Below are 26,451 nucleotides of genomic sequence, written 5' to 3'. Positions count from 1 at the left end.
CTGCAAGTCGGCCGCAGTCACGTATAATACGCCTTTTTTCCCGCAGACTCGAACGCCAATCATGATCAATTTGACAAATGCGCGCCTGATGCGCGGTGAACACGTGCTGCTGGAAAGCGCGACCCTGACCATTAACAAAGGCCAGAAGGCCGGCATCATCGGTCGCAATGGCGCCGGTAAATCCAGCCTGTTTGCCTGCCTGACCGGACAGATCGGTCTCGACGCTGGCGATCTGCTGATGCCCGATGGTCTGCGCTGTGCCTGGATGAAGCAGGAAACAGAAGGTTCGGCGCGTTCGGCGATCGATCACGTCATAGATGGCGATGAACGGTATCGGCAAATCGAATCGAAGCTGGCACAGGCCGAGGAAGCACACGATGGACATGCGATAGCCAGCCTTCACAACGAGCTCGACAAAATCGACGGCTACAGCATCCGCGTTCGTGCCGAACAATTGCTCTCCGGCCTCGGATTTAAGGTAGCCGAGTTTGAACAGCCGCTTAAGTCATTCTCAGGAGGCTGGCGTATCCGACTGAACCTGGCAGCCGCACTGATGGCACCTTCCGATCTGTTGCTGCTGGACGAGCCAACCAACCACCTGGACATGGAAGCCACCCTGTGGCTGGAGCAATGGCTCAATCGCTATCCAGGCACACTGCTGTTGATCTCTCACGATCGCAGCTTCCTGGACAAGGTGATCGACCACGTCATCAGTTTTGAGCAACAGACCCTGTTCATGTATCGCGGCAATTTTACTGCGTATGAAATACAGCGCGCGGAGCGTATGGCCCAGCAGCAGGCGCAGTTTGAGAAGCAGCAGCGACGCAAGGCTGAAATTGAAGATTTCGTGCGGCGTTTCCGGGCCAAGGCCAGCAAAGCCCGCCAGGCACAGAGTCGTCTGAAAGAATTGTCCCGCATGCAGGACATTGCTCCGGCGCACATTGACTCACCGTTTCGCTTTGAGTTTTTCAAGCCACCACAGACGGCCAGCGATTTACTAAGCGTCAAGAAAGCAGTGATTGGTTATGAGACACCTGTCGCCTCAGGCATCAGTTTTAAGCTGATGGACACGACAAGAATCGGTTTGCTTGGCTTCAATGGCATGGGCAAGTCCACACTTTTGAAAACACTGGCAGGCCAGTTGCCCTGGCTGGATGGTGAGACAGTCGCTTCCAAACATCTGCGTATCGGTTATTTTGCACAGCATCAGGTCGACGTCATAGACCTGCGCTCCAGCCCCCTGCAGTTGATACAGCAACATGACCCGAAAGTGCGCGAACAGGAAGTACGCAACTTCCTTGGCGGTTTTGATTTTCGCGGCGATCGTGTTGTTGAGCCGATCATCAACTTTTCAGGTGGAGAAAAGGCACGACTGGCGCTCGCATTGATAGTCTGGCAAAAGCCCAATGTACTGCTGCTGGACGAACCCACCAACCACCTGGATCTTGAGATGCGCCACGCACTCACCGTCGCATTGCAGGGCTTTGAGGGAGCGCTGGTGCTGGTCTCTCACGATCGCCACCTGGTAGCCAACACGGTCGACGAGTTTTATACGGTCCACAACGGGCGTTTCGACACATTCGAGGGTGACCTGGACGACTACGCCGCCTGGATGCAGAACCCTGACGCCCCAGCAGCCAAGCCTGCTACAGCCGCTACCGAAAAAACGGACAGCAAGGCTGGTAATGCATCAGGAAAAAGCAACGCGGCATCAGCAGGCTCCAGCGCGGACCGCTCGTCGGGCGACAAAAAAGAACTGCGACGCCAGGCGGCCCAGCAACGTGAACAGCTGGCGCCCCTGCGCCGTGAAGTCAAACAGCTGGAAAAAACCATAGACCGATTGAGTGCCGAGCAGAAGTTACTGGAAGACAAACTGGCTGACCCTGGACTGTATGACGACAGTCGCCGCGACGAGCTCGCCGACCTGGTGCGTCAGCAGGGATATTGCAGCGCGGAACTAAGCCAGGCCGAAGAAGCCTGGCTGGAAAAAAGTGCGCTTCTGGAGGATACGGACTGATCTGAGTGCCCTGATGCAAGCAGGGCATCAGCTGCCAGAGGTCTTATCCTGTCATTGCCGGCTGGCCCGTAGCTCAATACGGTAACTTACCCGCTGATTATCACGCATTGAAATAACTTCGATGATGTCGCCGACCTCGCGATTCTCCAGCACGTTAAGCAGATCATCTTCGTCAGCGATCGGCTCACCATCCACCTCGATAATGACATCACCAAGCAGGATACCGCGATTGGTCTCGGTCAGACCTCGCATGCCCGCGCGTTCGGGACTGGCGCCCTCGATAACATCCAGCACAATCACGCCAGTGATACCCCAGCGGCTGCGATAATAATCAGCATACTGAGGCGGGAACATGGCAATGCCCAGCGTTGGCGTCTGCACACGTCCGAACTCAATCAGCTCAGGTACAATTTTTTTGACGGTGTTAACCGGTATCGCAAAACCGATACCAGAGCTGGCTCCACTGGGGCTATAGATGGCAGTATTCACGCCGACCAGCTGGCCCAGGGAATTCAGCAGTGGTCCACCCGAATTGCCCGGATTGATGGCAGCATCTGTCTGAATGACGTCCCGGATCCGACGCCGCGTCACTGAATCGATTTCGCGACCCAATGCACTGACCACGCCAACGGTCAGAGTGGTATCAAGACCAAATGGGTTGCCAATGGCGATGACCTTGCGCCCGACCTCCAGCAATGAGGAGTCTCCCAGCTCAACGGGAACCAGATGATCCTGAGGCGCTTCAATATGCAGCACCGCCAGGTCCTTGTCGGGCTCAACGCCCACCACTCGCGCGTCCCAGGCAGTACCATCCTGAAGGCGAACCGTCAGGCGTGATGCGTTCTGAATGACATGGAAATTGGTGACAATATAACCATCGCTATTCCATACGAAACCTGAGCCGCTGCCCTGAGGTATCTCCTCCGGGTTCAGCGACAGGAACGAACGCCGCACGAGTCGGGAATTGGTGATGTATACCACCGATGGGCTGGCTTTCTTGAAGACCTCAATGTTGTTGTCTTCATCGTTGGTGCGAAAGGCTGTGTAATCGGGGGCTGCCTGCGCGGCAAGCTGCGCTGGTGCCAGAACCAGGATGGACGAGACCAGCACACAGCAGGCAGCCAGCAAGCGGGTCAATCGGGCTGAAAACGTGTTCATGGGCGATCCTGCTACAGAAACATACTCATTTCATCATGGTAGCTGCCCAGACCAATTTCAAGGGCCGTCAGGGTGACGGCCCGTTATAAAGCTCCTGCCAGTTAATGACCCTGTCGTGGCTGCGGAACTGACCAAACTCAAGCTGTGCACGCGGGTTCTCATTGTAATTGACATCCTGATGCGGCCAGCGGAACTGCAGGAACTGCAGCCCCAGATCGTCCAGATCCAACTCCACATCAACGGTGCCACCATTGTCTTCGCCTGGCGCTGATGCTTCCAGCGTTGGATCAGTTGGGTTGGTAGCTGCCTGAACTCCCTGTATGCGGCCGTCATGGAAAGTGGAGGTCTGTGGTGTAGTGATCGCTGTCTCACCGTCATCAAGATTGCCGGTATAGGTGCCCGACAGCAGGTCCAACTCTGCGGCGTTTATCGATGTACAGTTGTCGTCGCTGTTAATGATAAACCGGCTGCCATCAAAGTATTCGACCTGTAACGTAATGGCGAGCGGCTCGGTTTCCGGACCGTAGGCATTGTTTACAAGCAAACGGCCGTATCGGAAATCATGTCTGTCAATTTCGAAGAACTCTGGGTCGCCGTCCGTTATCTCGGCATCAAGATCGCCAGCATCCAGCGTCACGCCGTCACTGTCAATCGGTACCATGGCAATGATCAGACCAGAGAATGGGCCGTCTGGGTCAGCCGGGTTGGCCCGCTGGAATATCAGATTGCCATCAAGCACCAGCTCGCCACCCTGTATGGACCCCCAGTCAGTCTGGAAATTAGTTGGCACGCTGCTGTTTGCCAGTCTCGTCGTCAGGTTATTATTGTCACCGGGGTTACTTTCCTCGATCGCCCGGAAATTTAGGTCGTTGTATGCGCCCAGCTTTGCGAAGACATTTCGGTAGTTCACAGTCGGGTCGCCTTGCACATTGCGGGCGACCAGCTCTACTTCGACACCGAAAGGCTCATCCATGTAGGTAAATACGGATGGCGGACTGCACGTGGCGTTAACACGTGGCAGCAACATATCACTGGTCACTTCGAAACGAACCGGGTAGAAGCGTCCAACGTCACTGACTGCACCATTAATCACATCAGTTCCGCGGTAAGTGACCGGGTCTTCATTGCTGTCGACCAATTGCGCCTGTAAGTCGATGATACCGACTTCATTATAATTGGTATTCAGAAACCCTGTTGCGGCAACCGCGTAGTTATTAAAACTATTGTAATTGAGAATATCCTGGCTGAGCGTCCCACGCACGCCGCCCAGAGCTTCCACCTGGTTTTCTGTGACCGACAGTTTGATGCGATAGTTATCACTGACGCCATCACTGTCATAGTAGAAATTGGGTGTTGCGCGATTATCATGCAGGTTGGCACCCGCATCTGGCTGACCATTCTGATCCACGTCGTCACCAGCCTGCCATCCCATTGACGTCACAACCAGATCAAAACCCTCACCAGCATTTACAAAAACATTGCCGTCCTGGTCCGCGGCATAGGAGTCTGCAGTGGCGCCGTTGCGGTCAGCAAAATTGTTTGCTGGCAGACTGCCAGCCCGGTCCAGCCCTTGCGCGCCGGGAAAGTCGATGGCGAAACCGAATGGTCTTACAACAAACTCTTCACTGCTGCCCACCATCAGGTCTCCTGAGTAGCCAGGCGCTGTCAGCGGATTATCCGGCGATGGCGTACCAAAGAAACCAAACGGAATGTCGAAACGACCGTGCAACTGCATTACACCAACATCGGAGTAATTCAGCACCAGTGTAGCACCCGGTGCACCACTGGATTGCGTGACAAAATTCAAGTCGATATCAGTGTAGGTTGTAGCTCCGTCGGTGCTGTTATCGTTTACCAGGGAAACAGTTTCACCATTAACGCTGAACGACTCTCCAGCCTGACAGCTGCCCGGGTTCTTACATTCTGCGGCCACGCCAATTGTCAGGGTCTGGCCCGCATCGAACAGCGGCACACACTGCTGCGGATTGTCATCCGAGCTGCGAACACCCTGCAAAGTCAGTATTTGCGCCAGCGGGTTCACGTTGGAAGGCTTACCTGCGATCTGATACGGAATGGTTTCGTTTGACTGAGTCTCATTGTAAAAACGCAAGCCGGCTTCAGATATCTGCAGGGTTGGATCCTCAATCTCTGTTTTGGTACTGGTTACACCCTGCACGTTGATATTGACCGGCTGCGAGGCACCTGCTGGTACCGTGTAGTTCAAAAGCAGGGATACACTTTGTTCTCCAGGTGCAAATGTGTACGACGCGACACCATTATCGGTCTGTGAAGCAATACTGGTGAGTGCACCGGCGCCAGACAATACACGAGCCCAGACGCCTTTGGCAGGCGCGATGCTCAGGTTTATCGTTTCACCGCCCGCATCAATCGGATCATCCTGCGAGTCATGCGCTGTTATAGTGATGGTCGATCCAACACAGGAGATACCAAAGCCCGAGTGAGAAATAGCGTAGTGGTCCAGCGAACCCGTGCCTGTGTAGCCACACTCGTTAGTTGCGGTCGCTATCTCGATCTGATCCACATAGAAGTAGCGTTCCAGCTCGTATCCACTGTTTACGCGGAAGCGGACCTGCGAGGTGGCAGAGAAGCTCTGGGAACCATTACCCAGAATCGTGCTCAGGTTGTACGACACTGGAATTGACGAGTTGGCCTGGTTGGCCGTGATGTTTGTGAAATTGTTGACCAACAACCAGGGGTCGCTGGATGACCCTCGGGCCTCGACGACCAGTGAGTCACTGGCAGCAAGCGCCGTGTGTCCGTACCGCAAATTCAGGAACACATCTTCGCTGAAAGGCACTGCGTCCAGGTCAAACACGCGAGTCAGTGACGGTGAAATGCTGTTGTTATTTGCTGCTACACTGCTGGTCAGACGCAGGCGTCCAGTGGCCGTAATGACCTGGATATTACCGGTTCCCGGACCTGCTCCACTGCCAACTGTCCCAGACACTCCGTCAACTTCTGTCCACGCGCCAGACCAGTTGCGGCTACCCTCATTGTTTGTGAACGCAGACGTGGTGAAGGTATCGAACCAGGTAATGGGGGTCAGGACATCATTGAATGTAAAGTTGGGGTCTTCACTGCCCGCCAGTTCGGTCGCAATCCCGTTGGTAACGTTTACATTGACGGTATTTGCCTGGTCGTGCAGCAGTCGCAGCACTACCTCACCGCCATCTGATGAAGCGAACGTGTAACGGGCATCACCGTTACCCAGGTCAGTGAAAGTGCCATTCCCGGTCTGCAATTGCCAGGTACCGTAGTTTGTGCTGGTGCTGATGCGTACCGACCCGTAATAGTCTGTATCAAGATTATGGGTCAGACCGTCGTGCTTGCTGATGCGAATGACGCCCGCTTCACACACACTGCCGCCCTGGTCCTGTCGAACCCTGAAGTGCCCGATATAGCCATCTTCGATCAGGTGCAAAGCATCCAGGCGACGGTTATTGTTCGAGGTCTCAAAAACGCCGAGTTGCTCGTCACCCACAAAAAGATTCTGTGTCTCACCTGCCGTTCTATCAAGCTCCGTGACATCATCTCGCGTGAATAAGGTACCCGTTACCGGATCAAGGCCTTCGCCAATGACAGCGGTCGCGTTGTCAGCCGAAAGCACAAAGGTATCGATCACACCACTGGGATTGTTTGGATCAACACGAAGGTAAAACGCATCTACGTTTACATTGCCGTTGCCTTCGGTTGCACCAAATACATCCGAATCACTGCCTTCAAGGTATATCGCTGCCTGTCCAGCCAGAGGACCGGAACGATAGTAAATGACAATATCCGAGCTGGTAAATGCCAGGTTATTGGTACCGGCAACTCCACCTGTAGTGGTAGTGAACAGTACACTACAGCTTTCATTATTATTGTTGGCGCTGCAGTCATCCATCACGTACACACCATTGATATTGGTGTTATTGGGATCCGCAAAAACAGTGTCACCATCCAGGAACAGGGTCGCCTGATCGAGAATAGGGTCGTATCGCACCAGGTCAGACGGACCAAAGGCCAGGTTATTGCTGCCAATCGTGCTGGAACCATTGGCTGAAAGAATCAGATGACCATTTTTGAGCAAGTGCACCGCATTAATGTCATCGATTCGTCCACTATTGACCAGGCTGTCATCAAAAAACATTGTGGCCTGATCCGTCGCCGGGTCGTAGATAATCAGGTCGTGATTCTCGAACGGTCCAAGCCCACCAATACTTGTCGAATTCGCCGGGGTCGACACTGACAGCAGGAATCGCTCTTGTGAAGCTACTGGTGGTCCCACAATCGTGGTGATATCAGTTGCGGCATTGTTGCTGGGCACGGTATCGAAGTTTCCGGTACCGATACTGACTTGCGCCGTATTCGTTACGTTAAAGCCCTGACCGCCCACTACATCAACATTCAACAGAATGGTCGCGCTGGCATTGACTGCCAGCGACCCTGCATAGGTGCAACTGAGGGTCGGACTTACCGTGCCACAGGTCCAGCCCACACCTGACGCACTCGTAAATTGAACACCAGTTGGTTGACTGTCTGTCACCGTGATTGTCGCTGATGTGGGATCCGGCCCCAGGTTGGTAACAATCAGCTGGTACTGGCCTGTTTGTCCGGTCTCAAGCGTGCCGATTACAGACTTCTGCATGCGCAGATTGGTTTCGAGGCCACGAATGGAACTTACAACGCGATCCACATTATTGTTGCTGGATGACTTCTGATTCAGGTCATCGATGTCAATCACGCCACCCTGCAGGTCGTTTCGGTTATCAAACTGCGGTGCTCGATCACAACTTTCCGGGTCGGGGATATAACCGTTGGCTTCCGCAGTACAGTTACCGCCGGTGTGCTGCATCCTTACAACGACAGGTGTGGTGTTATCCAGCAGTGGGAAGTCTGTGGGACTGCCGATCTGAGCGTTGATGTTGATAACTGGCAAACTGCTACCGGAGGGCAGTTGCCCGCCGGAATAGGTCGTGGCGATATCATAGGTACATGTGAATGCGCCTGGTGACAACGTAACACTACAGGTCCAGCCTGTGCCACTAACCGCGCCTGTTGAGGTAAAACTCATGCCTGCCGGCAGCCTCATGGCGACGGTGACTTCACCATTGGCATCACCACCGGATACCGACCCATTGCCATTATTGGTAACGGTCACCTGGTAATTCGCGGTTCCATTGACTTTGAGTGTACCGCTTTGCGACAGGAACACTTCCATATCCGCGATCGGGAAGTTGGTGACACTGATAACCTCGGAGACCAGCAGCACGACGTCCTGGCCTGCGCTATAACGCGTGGTGATTTCCTCAGCCTCGGCGTTTGGCTGAGAGAAGTTCTGCAATACGGTGGGACTGAGATAGTGTGTATCAACGTCAATACCCCAGGTTGAGCCAATCTGATTACCGCTGCGCCCCGATTCCTGTGCGTCAGGCCCTGGGAAGTCGATCTGGTAGCCATCGCCATTAATGCCTGCTGTGGACTGGAATTCAAAAAATCCGGTTCCGCCAACCGCGTAAATCGGTCGCGTCACGGTTGAGTTAAATTCATTGCTTGATGTATTGAAGCTGTTCGGCAACGAACTGAATGTTGTCGCGTTGGGCGCTGTCTGTATTCCCAGAGATTCATCCCCCGTGGATAGCTGCTCGTCGCCTTCCAGAGTAATGTGGGTTACCTGACCATTAGGTAATATTTCAGCAAAATCATAAGTAGCCATACGGAAGTTACGCGGCACCAGTGTGAATGCCGAATACTGAAAGGGCTGCAGTCCATGGAACAGGTTCAGCACACGCAAACGCTCGTCCGGATGTTCATAAACTACAATCATGGCCCATCCACCAGCGCAGGTACCGTTATCATCCCACACGCCACCATTTTGCACAGCCAGGTCCTTGACCCGGTAGGTTCCCGATCCCGAGACCAGCGAGGTCACTTCCGCATAACCGGCAAAGAAGCCGGCATCCACGGCAGTCACATTGACCGCCTGGAACATCTGGTCTGCAACCACCGCAACTTCGCTACCGTCAGGACCGAATGACACCTGATTATCAGCATCTTCCTCGTCGCCTGAGGCCATCCAGTAGAGATAGGCTGCTGTCACGGTAGAGCCTGCGGGCAGGGAAAGCGTACCTGTAGTGCCGGTACCCTCGGCAACGAAAGTACAATCCACAGAGGGATCGGGAACCAGGTCAGCTCTCGACCCATTGAGCCTCATGGAGTTACCCAGTGCGACATAGGACATGGAGCCTGAGTAGGTTTCGTATAGTGTGACGGGCACGTAGTCGTCAGCCAGCGGCTCCCCGTTGATCAATGGCCGGAATGCTGCCACCGCCATCGCGTTCATGGTCGGGCCCTGGAAGCTGAAGCCCTCAAAGGGCTCGACCACTTCGATAAAACCGGCGGCACTCAACACACCGGCTGAGCCCGCCGACGCACCCCTCGGATCATCGTCTCCCACCGGCGCCTGGTTCGGCCGTGACTGTGTAGGCGCCTCCCTGAAGGGCGGGCTGCCACTCGAGATGTACCCTCCCCAAATTCCGCTCAAGGTCGACAGTGGTTGAGAGGGTCGGAAGAACCAGGAGTTGAAGCTGTTAAACAGAATGGTATCGTTGGCTACCACGCTAAAGACAAAGGAGTTATTCGTATCCGTGGTGATACCTGATGAGACCGTATGCTGGCCATTAACAAAGGGGCCAGTGTAGGTATTGCCGTTAACTGGCCCCTGGCTGGGAGTCGCCGCGGGGATAGGTATACCCTGCTCGACACCGGTAACCGATATCATACAGATGGAAGGATTATTTACCCCCCCACTAAATACGCCAGCGTAAGATCCCGCTGCCGATGGCAGATCGGCGTCAAAAATGGCCCAGATCTCCGTCGTAACGCCCAGCGCCTGGTCATCATTCTCAACACGAATTACACGCGTCATGGGCACACCTGCAAACGTCGCGGAGGTGCCCGGGCTGGAATCACCAATCTGCATGGTGGCCATCAGCACCATCCGCGATTTAAGTGATGCCTGGGTGTTTGTAGCAGGGATACTTACCGATGTTGAGGTACCGGGGTTGGTACACTGGGCGCCATCAAATATTGATGGAAAACAGCCACTATAAAACAGGTTGGGGTCAAATGCCCCATTTTCGACTATCAATCCGTCCTCGACATCGAAATTGATAATGCCGGTTATCGTGCTGGTAAAATTCAAAATGACCTGTCCCTGATCATCCACATCAAACGTATAGTCTGCGATGCCGGTATTGACGCCGGATGGTGCAGTGATGGAGCCTTCGGCAGTGCCGGACAGCAACCAGTCACCTGCATTGGTGTTGTTACTGATCCGCATGGTTCCGATATAGTCGGTCGCAATGTTGTTGCTACTGTCACGTACCGTAAAGGTGACTGGCGTGATTTCGCAGGCGTTGGCCGCCGATCCATGGGAGATTTCAAAAGTACACAGCGCAATCTGGATGTTCTGGTCGTACATGTTCGCAGAGCTGCGGGGATCCAGCGAGACGCCATCAGAGACATTGATATTGACTGGTCCGGTATTGGAGCTATGCCGGAACCCAAGGACAATCTGGCCGTTGTCCGACGCCTGAAACGCGTAAGTGGCATTACCGTCTTCGTTTACCGGATCGACCAGGCTGCCATCGCTCTGCCCTATATCAACCCAGGTACCAAAGCCGGTACTGGTGCTCAAATTGACAGTGCCAGTGTAGTTGGTGATCTGTGTACCAACATTGTTGACCAGCGTCAGGGTTATCTGCTCAATGGAACAGACGTCCGAGCTGCCGCTATGCGTTACCCGAAACGTACAGGCGGTATTGGTTAAATTCGGATCGTACTGGCCAGACGGTTGCGACACATTCGCCGCCACAATATTAAAATTGACCGTCTCTATGCTGTTGTTCTGAAAGTTTAGAATAATCTCGCCGTTATCTGCGGCGACAAACGTGTACGAGGCGGCACCGGTATTCGCTGTGCCGGGTGTCAAGGTTCCCAGCGCATCGCTGGCTGTGCTGGTTTTACTCCAGTTGCCTCCGGTAACTCCTGCTGTGCTTATATTCACACTGCCTGTATAACCTGCCACTGTGGTACCTGATGCGGTAACGACACGAATGGTAATCGGTTCAACCGTGCAGGCGCTGCTCGCACCATCGTGGAAAATACGGAACGCACAATCCTCAATGGTCAATGATATGGCATAGTTCTGCGTTCCAATAGAGCCCGCACTGGCATTGAACTGATAGGTCTGAACCACACTGGTAGAGAAATTGACCACAATGCTGCCATTGTTGCCGGCAACCATGGTTACCTGGGCCTGACCATCATTCAGCGTCGCGTCGTTTACTGATCCCTGCTGACCAGCGGCAAGCGCGTAACTGCCCACAGAGCTGTTGTTGAGGGTGAAGGTACCGGCAAAGTTGGTGACCGGATTATTGTTGGAGTCGACAACGCTGATGGTGATGGGTGTAAACGCACTACAACGCCCATTGCTCGTCTGGTGCGAAATCTCAAAGTGATAGGAGATCAAAGTGACGTTGTTCGATATCAACTTTGTATTGGTGCCGGTTGGGGTAAATCCAAGCGTTCGAACGCCCGCCGAGCCCGTGATGGTCAAATCGGTAAACACTGCCTGACCCGAGCCATTGGTCGCCACCGTAGTGGTGCCGCCAAGCGTACCACCACCAGTCTCAATATTCGCTGTGACATTCCTGCCCACGACAGGATTGCCGCTGGCATCCAGCAGCGTGACCACGGCTGGCTGATTGAAGGGCGTAGCACTGATGGCTGATGTTGACGGCTGCGTGGTGATTGAAGCGCTCGGCGGTCGGTAACGAACGATCACAATACCGCTGCCACCAGCCGCACCGTCTACAGAGTTATTACCACCACCACCACCGCCACCACGGTTGGCGGTACCCGCAGTTGGGGGCGTAGCGTCGTTACCACCATTACCACCGCCGCCATTACCGCCGGTGCCGCCGGCCGCAAGGTTTTGCGCTGCACCACCACCACCACCTCCGGCATAGAAGGTTGATGTGCCGCTGATGTTATAAGACAGACCGACGCCACCGTTGCCGCCCGTTTCGCCGCTGGTACCCGCCAGGTTCTGGCCGGCGCCGCCCGCACCACCACCGCCTGTGGCAGCAGCGCCCCCAGGAGAACCACCACTGGTGCCGCCGGCCGATCCACTACCCGTCGTCGCTGCCCCTGGTTGTTGCGCCAGACCACCTGCAGCACCCCGGGATCCGCCACCCGAACCACCGGCGTTACCCTGACCATTGCCGCCAATACCACCACCGCCACCGAGAGCAGTTAATGAACCAAACGTAGAATTGCCGCCATTACCCCCGCTCTGGTTGGCAGCGCCTGCGCCTGCCGCACCGCCAGCACCGACAGTAACTGGCACGGAACCGGACACGGCAAATCCGGTTCGGTATACCAGACCACCCGCGCCACCACCACCGGCGCCCGCCGTGCCAAATCCCCGCGAGGTACCACCGCCACCACCACCGGCGACAGTCAGCACGTCTACGGAACTGACGCCTGGTGGCGGGACGAATGTTCCACTGGAGGTAAAGCTGTGAACAACGAAATTCTCTGTGGGTGGAATGTAGCGCACGATAACTATACCGCTGCCACCGTTTTGGCCGTTAAACGTGCCTACACCACCACCGCCGCCACCACCACCGCCGGTATTGGCCTGTCCAGCGCTGCCGCCGCCATTTTGGTTATTACCATTACCACCGCCGCCCTGACCACCGGTACCTGCAGACTGACTATTCCGCTTGCCACCACCACCACCGCCCGCGAACCAGCCGCTGGCGCCTACACCCGTGCCAAACTGAGCGCTGAAGTCCTGACCTATACCACCGTTACCTGCTGCGCCATTGCTACCGGCAGCACCTGCCGCACCGGCACCGCCACCACCGCCGGCAGCCTGGTTGTTATTATTGGAGCTTGTATTGGATTGACCACCATTATTACCCTGACCCGACGTGCCCAAACCGCCCGCTCTGGGGTTATTGTTCTGGTTGGTTGAACCGCCGCCACCGCCCGAACCGCCGTTTTTGCCAGCCGACGTGGTTGCACTACCATCACCACGACCACCACCGCCACCACCGGTGGCTGTCAGGGCGCCGAACGAGGAATTGCCACCCGCCTGGCCGTCGCCAGAGGCAGTGTTGGTATTATTGCCTCCAGCACCACCGGGGCCGACGACAATATTGTAGCTTGACTGATTGACTGTCACGCCGGTTTCCCAGCGCAAACCGCCGGCACCGCCGCCGCCGCCACCGTCACGGAAGCCACCACCACCACCGCCACCGCCTACAATCAGCACATCAAGCTGCGTCAGACCTTGAGGCGGCGTGAATGTGCCGCTACCAGTAAATACATGTACACGATAGGCGCCCTGGGTATATTGGGAATTTCCGCCGGTGCCAAAAAGTGGTGAAGTGACCTGTTGAATAGTGTTGCCGCCGGTGCCGATAACGGGCAGCGGCCCTGGTGTCTGGGCGATCACCAGGCTGACTCCCATAGTGCCAGCAGCAACAGCTGCGAGCAGGCGTGCGCCCCAGCCGAGCATCTGTCGGCCAGCAGATTTACCCCGACGACAGTCAGGGGCCTTGCTTGTATGTGGAGGCCGCGTTAGCCGCTGGTCTCGCATTGGAGGTCACACCTGAATAAATAATGCATTATTATCAACTTACACATTCTATCTAATATGGCGGCTTAATTCAGATCTGTCGTATCTTTCGGCCCACAAAAATGCCCCAATTTGTCCCACTCTAGCCGCACGAGTCGTTGCATAATAGACCGGCTGGCCACAAAATTGATTTACAAAATCCTCAACGGCTGCGGAGACGACCATGGACCTGGAATACAAAGTCATTCAATCGACCGTTCCCTACTTTGCCAAACCCGCCAATCTGAAACAGACCCTGCACGAAGAAGCTCAGGCGGGCTGGCAACTCGTTGAGAAGTTCGACAACTTCAAAATCCGCCTGCAACGCGACATCGCTCAGCGCGACAGTGACCACACCCGGCAACTGGACCCATACCGCTGCCATGTAGGGCCCAGCAATGCTGTCACTTACAGCGTTACTGCAGTATTGACGATACTCGTGGTACTCGCCATCTTTGTTGCCGTTGGTGCAATCTAGTACGTTTTGATGCCTTGATTTAGCAACAGCTTAATCGGCATCAAAGCTGGTGCGAACCCGCACAGTGCGGGTTACATCCCCGCAACTGCCGACACTGGTGATGGTGAAATAATCCCGACCATCCACTGTCGCGTCGGTTACGCAGCTGACTGCGGCACTGCAAGCTGACAGGCCATCAGCCTCAAAATCGTACTCGCGCGGGCTCCCGGCATTTTCCGGGCATATCGCAGTGGTGTCGTAGTTGGGAAACTCTTCTGGTGGGAACAGGGCATTCATTGCGAAGCCAGCCCCTGATTCTGCCGCGTAAAAGGCGCGTGTAAGGCGGTTTTCTTCTTCGAAGGTTTCAGCATTTTGCGAGACCAGGTAGTTGATACTGACCGCAATCACGGCCATCAAGGTAATAACAAAAATCGCGGCAGGCAGACCAATGCCCCGCTGCTTATAAGGAAATGGCTTCAGCGGGCGCCCGTGCACTAGCCCAGTTGCTCGTCCTGTTTTGCTCGTTACCCAAAGTTGTATGTGATGATCAGGGTACATTTCGCGTCAACACCTCGTGTTTTATCCGCACGTCATCACCTGAGTCACTAAAATTCAAATCAATCGCAATAATGGCGTTTCGACGTAATGTCTCAGGCATGATTTCAAACGCTGTCAACGTTGCGTTATCGATACTCAGACTGATAAGCGTGCGATCAGGCGCCGTCTCAGGTAAGCAGGAGACGGTATCCGGCGTGCATTGGCTGGACTGAAAACCATAATTTTCGTAGCGGAACAGGCGCCCGCCTTCCACACAAAAACTCACTGGTTGCTCAGCGACGTAGAAGCGGTCTACTGGAGAGCGACGAGAGAAACGATGCGGTGCGTCAAGTCGAACCGTGACTATTCCATCATTGCCACCGGTGTCTTCGATTTCGTCAATTAACGCGCGTGGCCCGGGTGAGCCTCCGTCATACAAAGCCTGAGTGCTAATAGGGTAAATGACGGCGTAGCGCCCGGCCGGAGATGCTAGTGTTAACGCCGGATTGAAGTCGATCGCTTCGAATTCGGCAGCGCCACTGCCGGTAAATGGCGCATCGCGGTAACTTGAGGCACCGATAAATGGGACAAACTCAAGACATTGGTCGCCAGTGCCTTGGGCTGTTGAAGCTCGAATGCTATTGGGTACTGCGTTATGCATTTCCAGGGTCAAGCGGTCGATTACGCTTCTGCCTGAGGTCGCCAGTTTATTGCGATTGCCCGCTGCCGAGAAACCTTCCACTGCATCTCCGATATAACCAACGATTCCGATAGCCAGAATCGCGGAGACAACGAGGGTGATCACGAGTTCAATAAGCGTAAAACCTCGTGATGAGCTGATGCCTTGGCTTCTGTTTCGGTAAGTATTCATATTAGAAGTTAGCCTTGTAGGCGCTGTAATCCCACCCTTCTGGACGACTCACATGGCTGACAGTGACCGTGATTAATTTAGCGTCCTGTTCATCGTCCAGGTCATTAGGTTCACTGGCCAGATTTTCCTCCGTTCCCCCGCTGCCCAGCTCAAGATAGCGGACTGAGACCTGAACCCTGAAATTTTCGTACCCTTCTCGGGTATTACCCTCAGCATCACGTAACGGGTTAGGCTGTTCGTAACCCTCGTCGAGGCCGTTGTAATCATCCACATCATCATAGTCCTCGCGGCCAGTCTCCCCTCCATCCGGCCCAAAACTGCCCTCCGCTGTGCAATTGGCCCTGCACGGCGGGATACCTCGCGGCGCGGAGTTCTCATCAAAGCGCCGCGCCAGAATCTCGTCCAGATAACTCTGGGCAAGCGCCAGCGCCCGTGTTTCAAGCATGACATCCGAGCTTCGTGACACTGCTGATGAGATAGCTGTAGTCACACCTATCAAGGCCACCCCCATAATGACTATAACGGTGATCAGCTCGATTAGTGTGACACCTCGCTGGTGCGCTATGGCTGGATGGTTATTCAATGCAGTCCCCCACATAGGCGTAGCCGGAGGTCGACCAACAAACGGACATGAGCGGATCGTTGTCGATGCATAAGCGAGCTCCGTTTGTCACTGTGACCGGGTAGCCAGGCGAACCCGTTACCCCGCCGCGCAGCAGATCGCCCAATTCATCAAACTCAAAAACCAGTTCGTTGGAAGTTGTTAACGTTGTCGAGCCTGTCGTGCTGCCACAGCTATCGAGTTCGTTCACATCAGCGCTAAGCAAGACACTATCCAGGCCCAGAGTAGCTCTCTGCATCACGCCGTTATCGTCCTCGACTTCAACTTCCAGGTTGCTGCCAACGGGACGCAGGGTCAAGACTACATCCGAGCGGCCAATGGCGCGTTGCTGTGCAGAGCGGGACAATGATACAACCTGGTCACGGACAATGATGGCATTGTAAGTGTCTGAGCGGAGAATACGGGACATGCCCAGGGCTGCAATAATGCCCACCAAAACAATCACAATAACTATTTCGGTGATTGTGAACCCGGCCTCTGGACTGTTTTTATGCATCGGCCTCTCCGAGGATTTGCAGCTATCGGTACCTTTACGCAGACTTTAATACAAAAAGGCCTCTTGCCGTGCGCTGGCTTGAGGCCTTTTTGTATTTCAGCGACGCCCTGTGACGTCACATTAACTGCTCGGATTTATGGAGTCGGCAGTTGGTAAGTAAAGTCAGAGACGGTGACTTCGCCATTTGTCAGACTCAATGTCAGAAGCGGGATTGTCGCAGCGGTTGCATCTGAGGCAGGTGCGCGACGGAACTGACCAATGTAGTAGTAGCGACATTCAACGGCATCGTCATAACCGCCAGCATCGGGGATGGTGACTGCTGCAACCTGCATATCGGCATCTGCGCCAGCTGCTGTATCGATGTCTTCTGAAATTGCGGTCGCGGAGGCGATGTCGGCAAAGGGCACTGTGACATCAGCGGCTTCTGGACGACCTGATTGTAACAAGCCGTTATAGATTGCTTCACAGCTGGTAGCTGTCATGTTAGCTGAGGTTGTAGTGCCTACCGGGTAGCCGTTGCTATTTGCAAACAAAGTTCCCAGACCAAAGCCATCAACGTCCTCAGTCACAGATTGGCCCTGAGCAACCCAGGTAGCTCTGAACAGGGCTGCGCCAGTATTCAGACCACCGACCAGACCGTCGACAACTGCATCGTGGGCTTCATCAGTAACATCCAGGAATCTCGGCAGAGCAGTTGCAGCCAGGATACCCAGAAGCAGAATGACCACAATCAGCTCAATGATTGTGAAACCTTTCTGTTGTTTCGATTTAAGTTGAATATTCATTTCCTCACTCCTTAAATAGTGGGTCTGGTATCAGCTCTCGCCTTTCCGTATCCCGTTCCAGCGTTAATCAAGTTTTAATTGGTTAAAAGTTTTCGATCTACCGCAAACGTTCAATGATCACTCAGCATTTCTTTTCGTTACGTATTTTTACAACTGGTGTATTCCACGACTGTTAGTCTATTTTGCTATTGCAGGAACAATCGCTCGCTTACTAGCTTGGAAGTCATCGTAGCAGCGCGATTATCGTCAAACTAGATGCCTGCGCCCTAAGCTTCCCCAATTTTTCCTTTTTTACCCCTTTTTGTCCCTTTCTACCACTTGCCAGCCAGCGTTTTATGGCCACCTTAGCCGTTTTCTTCCCTTATTGGCCCACCGAAACTCCGTCTGGCAGTCCATTTTCTACGATTCCGCCTACCGGCGGTGCTGTCGGCACTTCCAGTGGCACGGATTGCCATTCATAAGGCAACACCGGCGCTAGTACAATGCCTTCCCAATTTCCGCTGCCAGAGTAGCGGTTGCTCACTCTGAAACTTAGTCGCTCAGTTGGGACACGTTGTCCATTGTTGAGCAGGTAGAGATTTTCGGCATTTTCTGCCAGATAAACCAGCTCACTACGACTGCGATCAAAGTACCAGATACGCCTTGGCAGGCTTGTAATGTCTGCGCCAACGATCTCACCAACATAATTGCCCGGCGGCGTCAGCATCAGCTCCATCGGATTCATGCCATCGAGCCGTTGGGCGTTGTGCCAGTCCTGCGAGGCAATTAATCGCATCATCTGCAGGTTGATTCCCGCATTGAGCTGGGCCTGCACCGCCAGAAAGTTCGCACGCTCCGCCTCGCCAGGAAAAGCCTGGTATCGATTGAAGGCTGCAGCGAACAATATTGACGCGGCCAAAATGTAGACCGTCATCTCAAACAGCGAGAAACCGCTCTGTCGTGCCCCGGCAGCTATGCGTTGACCTCGGGTTTCCTTCATTTAATGCTCGATTGGCTCTATCGCGATCTTTCGCAGAGACTATCAGGCAGTTTCAGCACAGACTAGAGCGAGATGTCTTTATCAGCCCCAAATGCACCAAAACAGATAGTAATTTGTCCCAGAATGTTCCCAATCAGGATAATACTGAACATCAGGAGCGAGTCGCCGTGCTTAGATCCCAGATTGGCAGGAACACACCCAGGGCTAGGATCAAGACCATACCTGCTATAACAATTATCAATATAGGCTCGATAGCTTCGCCCATACGCTTGAGCTCATATTCCACTTCAGCATCATAAAATTCGGCCACATCTTCCATTAACTGGTCGATGGTGCCGCTTTCCTCGCCAACAGCGATCATTTGCAACACCAGCGGCGAAAACATGCCAGCGTTGACAGCTGTATTGTATAACGTCTCGCCCCGAGCAATGCCCTCTCGCATCTTGATAATACGCTTTGCAATAAAGCGGTTACCGACCGTGCTAGCAACTACGCCCATACCGTGCACGATGGGTACACCAGACTTCAATATCATTGAAAACGTTCGCGCGAAACGCGCCAGTGCTACTTTTTCGATAACCTTGCCCGCCAAGGGCAACATGCGCTTTTTTTCATCCCACATCAAACCACCCTTGGGCGATCCGGACCAAATCTTGAAAGCAGCCAGCAAAGTAACACCTCCACCTAGCAACACAGGCCACCACATGACCACGAAATTGGAGATACCCACAAGAATTCGGGTTTCCAGCGGTAGCTCGGCACCCAAGCGCGCGAAGGTATCGGCAAATGCGGGAATTACAAAATAAGTAATTACGCCCAGCGCGACCGCAATTGTCGCCATCACAAACGTGGGATATCTCGTCGCACTCTTTACTTGTTTGCGTGTGTTCTTTTCCAACTCCAGGTAACGAACGATCTGCTCGAAGGCCAAATCCAGTCGCCCTGTGTTTTCTCCCACATCCACCAGCGATACAAACAAGGTAGAAAATATCTTTGGGTGATGTCCAAGTGCTGTAGACAAGGTCTGCCCTGACTCAAGACTTTGCTGAATCTGCTTCAGGATCGCCTGAAACGATGGATTCTTGTTTGAAGCCTGCAGGCCTTTCAGCGCTCGGTCCAGAGGCATGCCCGCTTTGGTCAGACTCTGCATCTGGCGAGCAAATATAATCTGGTCGTCCAGGGTAATCTTGCGCTTTTTTAGCGCGGCATTGAGCACCTGAAAAGCATCTGCATTCAGGTCTACCTTGCCACCCGGCTTTGATTTGCCAGTCGGTCTCGGACGGCTTTGGGGTTTGCCAGGCTCGGCCTCCCGTTTGGAATTGGCGCTGCGCCCGCGAGCAGCCTGAATATCGATCGGTGTATATCCCTGCCCCAGCAGCTCACTCGCGGCGGCATCCAGATTGACGGCCTCCAGGCTGCCAGAAATTAAGGAGCCCTGGTTATTTCGGGCCTTGTATTGAAAGTAAGCCATAATCAGCTACCTTCGTCCCAGGCAATGGTGTGTTTGTCTTGCGCCTGTTCACCGGAATCAGGATTGATATCTTCACTCACATCAGATTGCTCGATTTGCATCCAGTCGCTACTTTCGTCGATCTGCTCGGCGACGCGATAAACCTCTTCCAGGCTGGTGATACCATCCAGCGCCTCCAACATAGCACTGACCACAAGCGGACGATAACCCTTGCTTCGCCTTGCAGCCTTAACAAAATCCGAGGAATCTGAGCGGCGCAATGCATCGGCCATTTCGTCATTCAGCACCAAAAGCTCAAACACACCGATTCGGCCTCGATAGCCAGTATTATTGCATCGGTGGCAGCCACTGGCCTGTTTGAGGGACACGCTGATTTGAGCGCGATCGCCCAAGGTGTGTTTGATCCAGGCTTGCTCACGCGAATTCGGCGTGTAATCAATGTAGCAGTTATCACACAGCTTGCGTACCAGTCGCTGCGCCATGACTGCCCTTATTGCGGTAGCCGCCAGGAAGCCCTCAGCCCCCATATCGACCAGTCGCATCGCACTGGAAACGGCGTCATTGGTATGCAATGTTGAGAGCACCAGGTGACCTGTCATCGCGGCGCGCAGCGCAATTTCAGCGGTTTCCTGGTCGCGAATCTCACCAACCAGAAGTATGTCGGGGTCCTGACGCAACGCAGCGCGCAGGACACGAGCAAAGCTCAAGCCGATTTTGGGGTTGATCTGAACCTGGTTGACACGATGTAACCGATATTCCACCGGGTCTTCGACTGTAATGATTTTTTTGCCAGCATCATTCAGTTCCTGCAAGGCACCATACAGAGTTGTAGTTTTACCAGAACCGGTAGGACCCGTGACCAGTATCAAGCCATGCGGCATGTGGATTAATCGCCGGAACTGTTCCAGCATCTCGGGTGCCATGCCCACCTGATCCAGATCCGCAGCACCATCTGTCTGGTCAAGAAGACGCATTACAACGGATTCACCGTATTCAACCGGCATGGTCGACAGACGCACGTCGATCTTGCGTTCCTTGACCTTTAGACTGAAGCGACCGTCCTGAGGCAGACGTTTCTCGGAGATATCCAGACCAGACATCAATTTAAGGCGCAACACAAGTGCGGGCGCAATCCGTCGCTCTTTGACAATCTGCTCCTGCAGCACTCCATCTATCCGCTGGCGAATTCGCAATACCGTTTCATCCGGCTCAATGTGAATATCCGAGGCTCGAATCTGTACGGCGTCCTGAAACAGTGATTGCAGCAGTTTGACGACTGGCGCGTCACTGTCGTCATCTGCTGGCGTTAGCGCGGCAAGGTCAAACTGACCGTCGGTCAGCTCCTCGTCCAACTCCTCTGCAAAACCGGCAATTTCATCAGTACGGCGATACACCATATCCAGAGTCGCCAGCAACTCACTCTCGCGAACAACGGCTGCCTCGATGGGCTGCTGCAGCAATCGCTCCAGGGCATCCATCGCGTAGATATCAGTGGGATCAGCCATGCCCACCAGCAGGAGACCACCCTTCTCAGACAAGGCGATCGCACGGAAACGACGTGCATGAGTCTCTGAAAGTCTTTGGACGACGGTAGGATCAAACTTGTAGCGGCGCAGGTCGACAAAAGGTACACCAAGCTGCTCAGAAAGGAACTCAAGGAAGCGATCTTCCTGTACAAAACCCAGATTGATCAACGTACGGCCAAGGCGCAGACCTGTCGTTTTTTGCTTGGCGAGCGCCTGCTGCAATTGTTCTTCGGTGATCACACCATTTTTAACCAGCAGGTCACCGATTCTGATTTTCTGTCTAACGGCCATAAGGGTGTCCGTTGCTTCTTATTGGGCGGCTCTGATCAGCGCGAGCCGTTCCCGGCTTTGTTCACGTAGTACTGCTGGAAGGTCGTCACGACGGGCAGCCTGCAGGTAAGCATCAGCCGCCTCAGGCCGTCGGCCAGTTGTATCGAGAGCAACTGCCAGGCCATACCACCAGCGCCCAACTGAGTCGTTTTCGCGTAATAACGCCTGATAGGCACTAATGGCTTCGCGAAAATTCTGGCTGGCCAGTAACGCGGTTGCCAACATATCGTGATATTCAACGTCGGCGGACATCGCCGGCGGGCGCTGCATGAGCACATCTGCAGCCTGTTGTGCCTGTCCAGCATCTACCAGCAAGCGGGCCTTAATTTTCTTATAGGCGGCCTGATTGGGCGATATACGCAAGCCCAGCTCAACCGCCTGAAGTGCCCTTTCTGGCTCTCCTTGCTGAATCAAAAGTTTTGCCAGCATCTCTCGTGCAAGATGCGCCTCCGGCTCTTGATAAATAAAGCTGTCGAGCGTTTGCAGTGCGGCCATACGTTGGCCGTCAGCCCACTGCTCAAGGGCGGTCTGGACTTCACGCCGGTCTCGTTCGCCGAGCGACAGTGGCTGCTGCTCGCGAACTATCCCCGCTGACTGAGCAGGCGCGGATGACACGCTCGCGCCCGATTGATCAGGTGCCAATATCGCAGATGTAGCAGCCGACACCATTGACGCGTCTCCATCAGCCGATTGCGGCGAGGACGTTCCAGACTGGGGCTGCTGCGAGGGCGCTGCTGCCTGTTGCCTGCTTTGCTGTTCTACTTCCCAGTCACGAGGCTGCCAGCTGCTGGCCGCTTGAGCCTGACCAGCGTTGCTTGTCACTATCGATACGGCACTGGCTGAATCCGAACGGATCGAATTGGCTGTCATTGACGGCGACGATAGCGACTGATTTTCCTGTTGATTCGCCAAGACCTCATTCTGCCGTTCAAGATCCTGGAGACGCCTTTCAAGTTCACGAATCATCTCAGCTTCAGCATCCGACTCAGCCTGTGGCGCATCCTGGACTGCGCTTGCGACACTGCCGGGCGTTGCAAGAGAGACAGGGGCCAACGTACGTTGCTCTGCTGGCGCACCTCGCAGGAACCAGAAGGCAGTGGCGGCTGCGACTATTAACAGCGCTGCCACCGCGACCCACCATGGCTGAACTCCAGAGCGCTTTGCTGAACGATAGCTCGAACTGGGAGTGGCTGGAACGAGTTTATCCGACCCAGCTCCGTGACTCGGCGCATCGCGACGCCGTGCGTCCAGGTCTCTGAGCATGTCGTTGATTAAACTCATGACAAACTACCGCAAATAATAATTAAACATGTAAACCGCCAGCGCAATCGCCATGACGGCCATGACCGCGCTGATGCGGCGCAGGTAGCTGGGCGACGGTGGCTGTAATTCAACCCCTTCTGTATCGGCGATGGCACGTTGCATATGGTCACGCTCGACACTACGATCGCCTCGACCGAATGCCACCATCAAGGCCTTATGACACAGGATATTGATCAGCCTGGGAATTCCATGCGAAGCCGAAGTCAAGTCATCAAGCGCTTTGGACGAAAAAACGGCTGGTCCGTTGTAGCCAGCTTTCGCCATTCGGTGTGATACATAGCGCTCTACGCCATCCCGGTCCAGACTTTCAAGCCGATACGAAAACGTGATGCGTTGCAGTAACTGTCGCAATGATTTGTCGCGCAGCATATCGTCCAGCTCCGGCTGAGCAAACAAGATTACCTGGAAAAGCTTTGACTTTTCAGTTTCTATATTGGTCAGTAGTCGGAGTGCCTCCAGCGTTTTCTGAGGCATTGCATGCGCTTCATCAATAAACAGTATGACCTGTCGCCCTTCCGCTGAAAGCTCCATCAGTGTGCGCGATATTTTTTTTAACAGACTGTGATGCCCGATATCATTATCGACTTCGATTCCCAGTTCTTCGGCGAAGGCCAGAAATAGACCTTTGGGGCTCAATACCGGATTCGCAATATAAGCGGTTACGTAGCGATGCGCATCTTCTTCAAGTGTATTCAGCACCTTGCGGCACAGCATGGTCTTGCCCGTACCGACTTCTCCAACAACCTTGATGAACCCTTCACGATTGGCGATCGCAACCATCAACATATTGAAGGTTTCGTGATAACTCGCCATGTTCAGGAAGAACTCGGTATTGGGTGTCAGCGAGAACGGAGATTCCTGCAGACCGAAATGTTCCAGATACATGGCGCCTACCAACCCTCTGGCTATTGATTCGCGAATGGGTTGATATCTTGCCCTAATGCACGCAGCCTGTCACTGCGCTCGCGAATCAACTGCTGCTCTGACTGCGGATTGGCAATAATCGGCCGCAGCAGAATGATAAACTCGCTTTTAACCGTAGTACGGCGACGCTGGTCGAAGGCGGCACCAACTACAGGAATGTCGTTCAATCCAGGCACACCTGCGGAAGTGTCTATACTGCGTTCGTAAGCAAGACCGCCCAGCACGACGATTCTGCCGTCGCGGGCGCGTATAACACTGTCCAGTTCGCGCACGGTGGTCCGTGCCAACGGCACCTGCTGACCATCTACTGACTTGTTCTGCTCGCTGACTGTCGTGATGGTCGGATGCACGTGCAGCGTTATCTCGCCTGCGGCGCTGATCTGCGGGGTAATATCCATTGAAATACCTGAGAAGAACTGTTCCAGGTTGCTTGACGAGGACTCTGTGACAGCGCCACCGCTACTGACGACGTTTGAACCGACATTAGTCTGGAAATATTCCTGATCGCCATCCTGAAAGACTGCCTTCTGGTTGTTTAGCACCTTCAAACTGGGACTGGACAATACCTGCGTCGTGCCCCGTGACTCAAGCAATCGGAGTACCGCATCGAAATCGGTAAAATTGGTAGTTATCGACAATGGGTTGGAAATGGCGTCAATATTGCTGGACTGTTCGCCGGCTCCAAACTGTCCAACAATCCGATTGTCCGAATTGCTGCTGCCACCGGGCCCGAAGGTGTCAAAGTCTATCGCTGACTGGAATCCTTTATTGAGAATGACCTCGAGGAACTGTATCTGAATAGTTACTTCCCGTCCGAGAATGTCCTGAGCCGTCTCGATATAGGTGGCTACACGCTCCAGTTCTTGTGGTGTTGCCGTCACCATGACAAGGCCGACCTGAGGCTGGACAACCACAGACCGACCATCTTCGTCTGTTGCCGCACTAGCACGAGGCGCGTTTGATACTAACCCTGAAAGAAGACCCGTCCCGTTACCCAGGCCGGATGTCTGGTTATTACTGCGGGAGACTGAGCTGAGCCCCAGCATTCCTTCAAGGGTTTGCTGAATATCGCTCCAGAAGTCTGTCTCTGTCTGCGTGGTTACTTGCCCGCCGCCGCCACCGGAACCGCCACCTGCGAAACCACCTGCGCCTCCAAGCCCACCGCCGAGTCCGCCGCCACCAAAGCCACCACCACCAAAGCCACCACCAAAGCCACCGACGCCACCGAGACCGCCACCAAAGCCTCCGGCTCCACCCAGTCCGCCCAAACCGGCACCACCACCGCCACCACTATTACTATTGGACGATACCGAAGCGCTCGAATTACCACTGCGACTGACGTTCAGATAGTCTATGGTGAAGATGCGGGTTTCCATGCCAGGCTGGCGAACCTGCCAGGTGCTGCCATTACGGGTGACCTGGAAGCCGTAAGTGTCAGCAACAGCTGTCATAGCCTCTTCGATCGTAGTATTCGGCATGTTAAGTGTAATCTCGCCCTCCACATCCGGGCTGATCGTCATACCATACTCTGTGCCGGCGACCAGACCATTAAAAAAATCTCGGGCCTGTTCTCGATTTGCCACAATATTGAAGCGCTCTTCGACTTCGATCAGCACGTCATCGTTTAGCGACAGCCCGGGCATCAGATTTCTGACGATGTCGGCGTCAGGCGGTGGCGCGAGGTCATCATCATAACCGTACTCGGCTTCATTCAGGACATTTTGCATGGTGCCCAGTACTTCGGTGCTGGGCTGATTGGTTACCGCCGCACTACCACAGCCACCAAGCATGGCAAAAGCCACGGCCACGAACAAAATTCGCAGCTCACGACATCTGACATTTGTCTGCTGGTTTAATTCGAAACTCATTCAACCGGCTCCCTGATTGAGCGCGTAAAAGCTGTTAACACGTAATCTCTGCCTGCGGCTGACAGCACAACTTCCCCGTTGCGAATATCCATTATTTCGGCACCGTCAACAATATCACCGATTGTCAGTTGACGATCATTGATAACTGCTATGGGTCGATTCCCGCCTGTTCTGACAAAACTGACCACGTAATTAGTGTTATTGATTGCGATTTCTGGCCCACCTGCAACTACCGCCATCGCTTCAGCGGCCTGCATTGCAATTCCACTTGGCGGCGGCTGAGTCGGGTCGCGAAAAACCTCGCCATCAATAGTCAGCGTCTGCGCGGTCAGGCTGCTGCCTATTGTCACAGCCGCCAGAAGCGCCACAAATCTAATCAATCCTGTCATAATGCGAG

Annotated in this window: 16 protein-coding genes; 2 read left to right on the top strand and 14 right to left on the bottom strand. The window is 54.2% G+C overall.

The features are described from left to right. The first annotated feature begins 61 nt into the window (after positions 1 to 61). Complete coding sequence (locus LVD14_RS05200; RefSeq protein WP_237132973.1) at positions 62 to 2,017, top strand: ATP-binding cassette domain-containing protein; 1,956 nt, start codon at positions 62 to 64, stop codon at positions 2,015 to 2,017. Positions 2,018 to 2,068: 51 nt separating this feature from the next. On the opposite strand, the gene LVD14_RS05195 is transcribed toward LVD14_RS05200, so the two are convergent. Together LVD14_RS05195 and LVD14_RS05190 are read right to left on the bottom strand one after the other, a co-directional pair. Then, positions 2,069 to 3,175 (bottom strand): S1C family serine protease, encoded by a 1,107-nt coding sequence (locus LVD14_RS05195; protein WP_237132972.1) that lies wholly within the window; start codon positions 3,173 to 3,175, stop codon positions 2,069 to 2,071. Positions 3,176 to 3,242: 67 nt separating this feature from the next. Beyond that, on the bottom strand, positions 3,243 to 13,766 hold the full coding sequence (locus tag LVD14_RS05190; protein WP_237132971.1) for a DUF11 domain-containing protein: 10,524 nt from the start codon (positions 13,764 to 13,766) through the stop codon (positions 3,243 to 3,245). A 283-nt stretch (positions 13,767 to 14,049) separates the two neighbouring features. Between LVD14_RS05190 and LVD14_RS05185 the strand changes: the two genes are divergently transcribed. Beyond that, positions 14,050 to 14,343 carry a hypothetical protein gene (locus tag LVD14_RS05185; RefSeq protein ID WP_237132970.1) on the top strand — a complete coding sequence of 98 codons (294 nt, stop codon included), beginning with the start codon at positions 14,050 to 14,052 and terminating at the stop codon, positions 14,341 to 14,343. A gap of 30 nt (positions 14,344 to 14,373) precedes the next feature. Here the strand turns inward: LVD14_RS05185 and LVD14_RS05180 are convergent, their stop codons facing one another. The 12 genes from LVD14_RS05180 to LVD14_RS05125 form a co-directional block, all read right to left on the bottom strand. Continuing rightward, on the bottom strand, positions 14,374 to 14,817 hold the full coding sequence (locus LVD14_RS05180) for a hypothetical protein (protein WP_237132968.1): 444 nt from the start codon (positions 14,815 to 14,817) through the stop codon (positions 14,374 to 14,376). 52 nt (positions 14,818 to 14,869) lie between these two features. Next, the gene (locus LVD14_RS05175; RefSeq protein WP_237132966.1) at positions 14,870 to 15,730 is read right to left on the bottom strand and encodes a prepilin-type N-terminal cleavage/methylation domain-containing protein; all 861 of its coding nucleotides are present in this window, start codon (positions 15,728 to 15,730) and stop codon (positions 14,870 to 14,872) included. A gap of 1 nt (position 15,731) precedes the next feature. Then, complete coding sequence (locus LVD14_RS05170) at positions 15,732 to 16,313, bottom strand: type II secretion system protein (protein ID WP_237132964.1); 582 nt, start codon at positions 16,311 to 16,313, stop codon at positions 15,732 to 15,734. Further along, a complete protein-coding gene (locus LVD14_RS05165; protein WP_237132963.1) occupies positions 16,306 to 16,848 on the bottom strand; it encodes a prepilin-type N-terminal cleavage/methylation domain-containing protein in 543 nt (180 codons plus the stop codon). Before LVD14_RS05165 ends, LVD14_RS05170 begins: the two co-directional genes overlap by 8 nt. Positions 16,849 to 16,982: 134 nt before the next feature. Further along, positions 16,983 to 17,633, bottom strand: coding sequence for a type II secretion system protein (locus LVD14_RS15440; RefSeq protein WP_272907165.1), 651 nt, complete (start codon positions 17,631 to 17,633; stop codon positions 16,983 to 16,985). Positions 17,634 to 17,994: 361 nt separating this feature from the next. Further along, positions 17,995 to 18,612, bottom strand: coding sequence for a type II secretion system protein (locus tag LVD14_RS05155; protein ID WP_237132962.1), 618 nt, complete (start codon positions 18,610 to 18,612; stop codon positions 17,995 to 17,997). 151 nt (positions 18,613 to 18,763) lie between these two features. Continuing rightward, positions 18,764 to 20,083, bottom strand: a complete 1,320-nt coding sequence (locus LVD14_RS05150; protein ID WP_237132961.1) for a type II secretion system F family protein — start codon at positions 20,081 to 20,083, stop codon at positions 18,764 to 18,766. A gap of 2 nt (positions 20,084 to 20,085) precedes the next feature. Then, complete coding sequence (locus LVD14_RS05145; RefSeq protein ID WP_237132960.1) at positions 20,086 to 21,900, bottom strand: GspE/PulE family protein; 1,815 nt, start codon at positions 21,898 to 21,900, stop codon at positions 20,086 to 20,088. 18 nt (positions 21,901 to 21,918) lie between these two features. Beyond that, complete coding sequence (locus LVD14_RS05140) at positions 21,919 to 23,220, bottom strand: tetratricopeptide repeat protein (RefSeq protein ID WP_237132959.1); 1,302 nt, start codon at positions 23,218 to 23,220, stop codon at positions 21,919 to 21,921. A 6-nt stretch (positions 23,221 to 23,226) separates the two neighbouring features. Next, positions 23,227 to 24,147: an ExeA family protein gene (locus tag LVD14_RS05135; RefSeq protein WP_237132958.1), complete on the bottom strand. Its 921-nt coding sequence runs from the start codon at positions 24,145 to 24,147 to the stop codon at positions 23,227 to 23,229. Between the two features lie 20 nt (positions 24,148 to 24,167). After that, positions 24,168 to 26,054: a type II secretion system protein GspD gene (locus LVD14_RS05130; protein WP_237132957.1), complete on the bottom strand. Its 1,887-nt coding sequence runs from the start codon at positions 26,052 to 26,054 to the stop codon at positions 24,168 to 24,170. Continuing rightward, positions 26,051 to 26,443: a hypothetical protein gene (locus tag LVD14_RS05125; protein ID WP_237132956.1), complete on the bottom strand. Its 393-nt coding sequence runs from the start codon at positions 26,441 to 26,443 to the stop codon at positions 26,051 to 26,053. The genes LVD14_RS05130 and LVD14_RS05125 overlap by 4 nt, the downstream gene beginning before the upstream one ends. Positions 26,444 to 26,451 lie beyond the last annotated feature (8 nt).

Origin of the sequence: Pseudohongiella sp. O18 (assembly GCF_021729085.1) — a bacterium.
Classification (GTDB): Bacteria; Pseudomonadota; Gammaproteobacteria; order Pseudomonadales; family Pseudohongiellaceae; genus Pseudohongiella.
This window is presented reverse-complemented; position numbering and strand designations above follow the sequence as displayed.

Bases quoted from the DNA above. Each gene is read 5' to 3' on its own strand.
- LVD14_RS05125 (WP_237132956.1), bottom strand. From the start codon at position 26,443: ATGACAGGATTGATTAGATTTGTGGCGCTTCTGGCGGCTGTGACAATA.
- LVD14_RS15440 (WP_272907165.1), bottom strand. From the start codon at position 17,633: ATGAATATTCAACTTAAATCGAAACAACAGAAAGGTTTCACAATCATT.
- LVD14_RS05155 (WP_237132962.1), bottom strand. From the start codon at position 18,612: ATGAAGGAAACCCGAGGTCAACGCATAGCTGCCGGGGCACGACAGAGC.
- LVD14_RS05165 (WP_237132963.1), bottom strand. From the start codon at position 16,848: ATGCATAAAAACAGTCCAGAGGCCGGGTTCACAATCACCGAAATAGTT.
- LVD14_RS05145 (WP_237132960.1), bottom strand. From the start codon at position 21,900: ATGGCCGTTAGACAGAAAATCAGAATCGGTGACCTGCTGGTTAAAAAT.
- LVD14_RS05195 (WP_237132972.1), bottom strand. From the start codon at position 3,175: ATGAACACGTTTTCAGCCCGATTGACCCGCTTGCTGGCTGCCTGCTGT.
- LVD14_RS05150 (WP_237132961.1), bottom strand. From the start codon at position 20,083: ATGGCTTACTTTCAATACAAGGCCCGAAATAACCAGGGCTCCTTAATT.
- LVD14_RS05135 (WP_237132958.1), bottom strand. From the start codon at position 24,147: ATGTATCTGGAACATTTCGGTCTGCAGGAATCTCCGTTCTCGCTGACA.
- LVD14_RS05200 (WP_237132973.1), top strand. From the start codon at position 62: ATGATCAATTTGACAAATGCGCGCCTGATGCGCGGTGAACACGTGCTG.
- LVD14_RS05185 (WP_237132970.1), top strand. From the start codon at position 14,050: ATGGACCTGGAATACAAAGTCATTCAATCGACCGTTCCCTACTTTGCC.
- LVD14_RS05175 (WP_237132966.1), bottom strand. From the start codon at position 15,730: ATGAATACTTACCGAAACAGAAGCCAAGGCATCAGCTCATCACGAGGT.
- LVD14_RS05130 (WP_237132957.1), bottom strand. From the start codon at position 26,054: ATGAGTTTCGAATTAAACCAGCAGACAAATGTCAGATGTCGTGAGCTG.
- LVD14_RS05140 (WP_237132959.1), bottom strand. From the start codon at position 23,220: ATGAGTTTAATCAACGACATGCTCAGAGACCTGGACGCACGGCGTCGC.
- LVD14_RS05190 (WP_237132971.1), bottom strand. From the start codon at position 13,766: ATGCTCGGCTGGGGCGCACGCCTGCTCGCAGCTGTTGCTGCTGGCACT.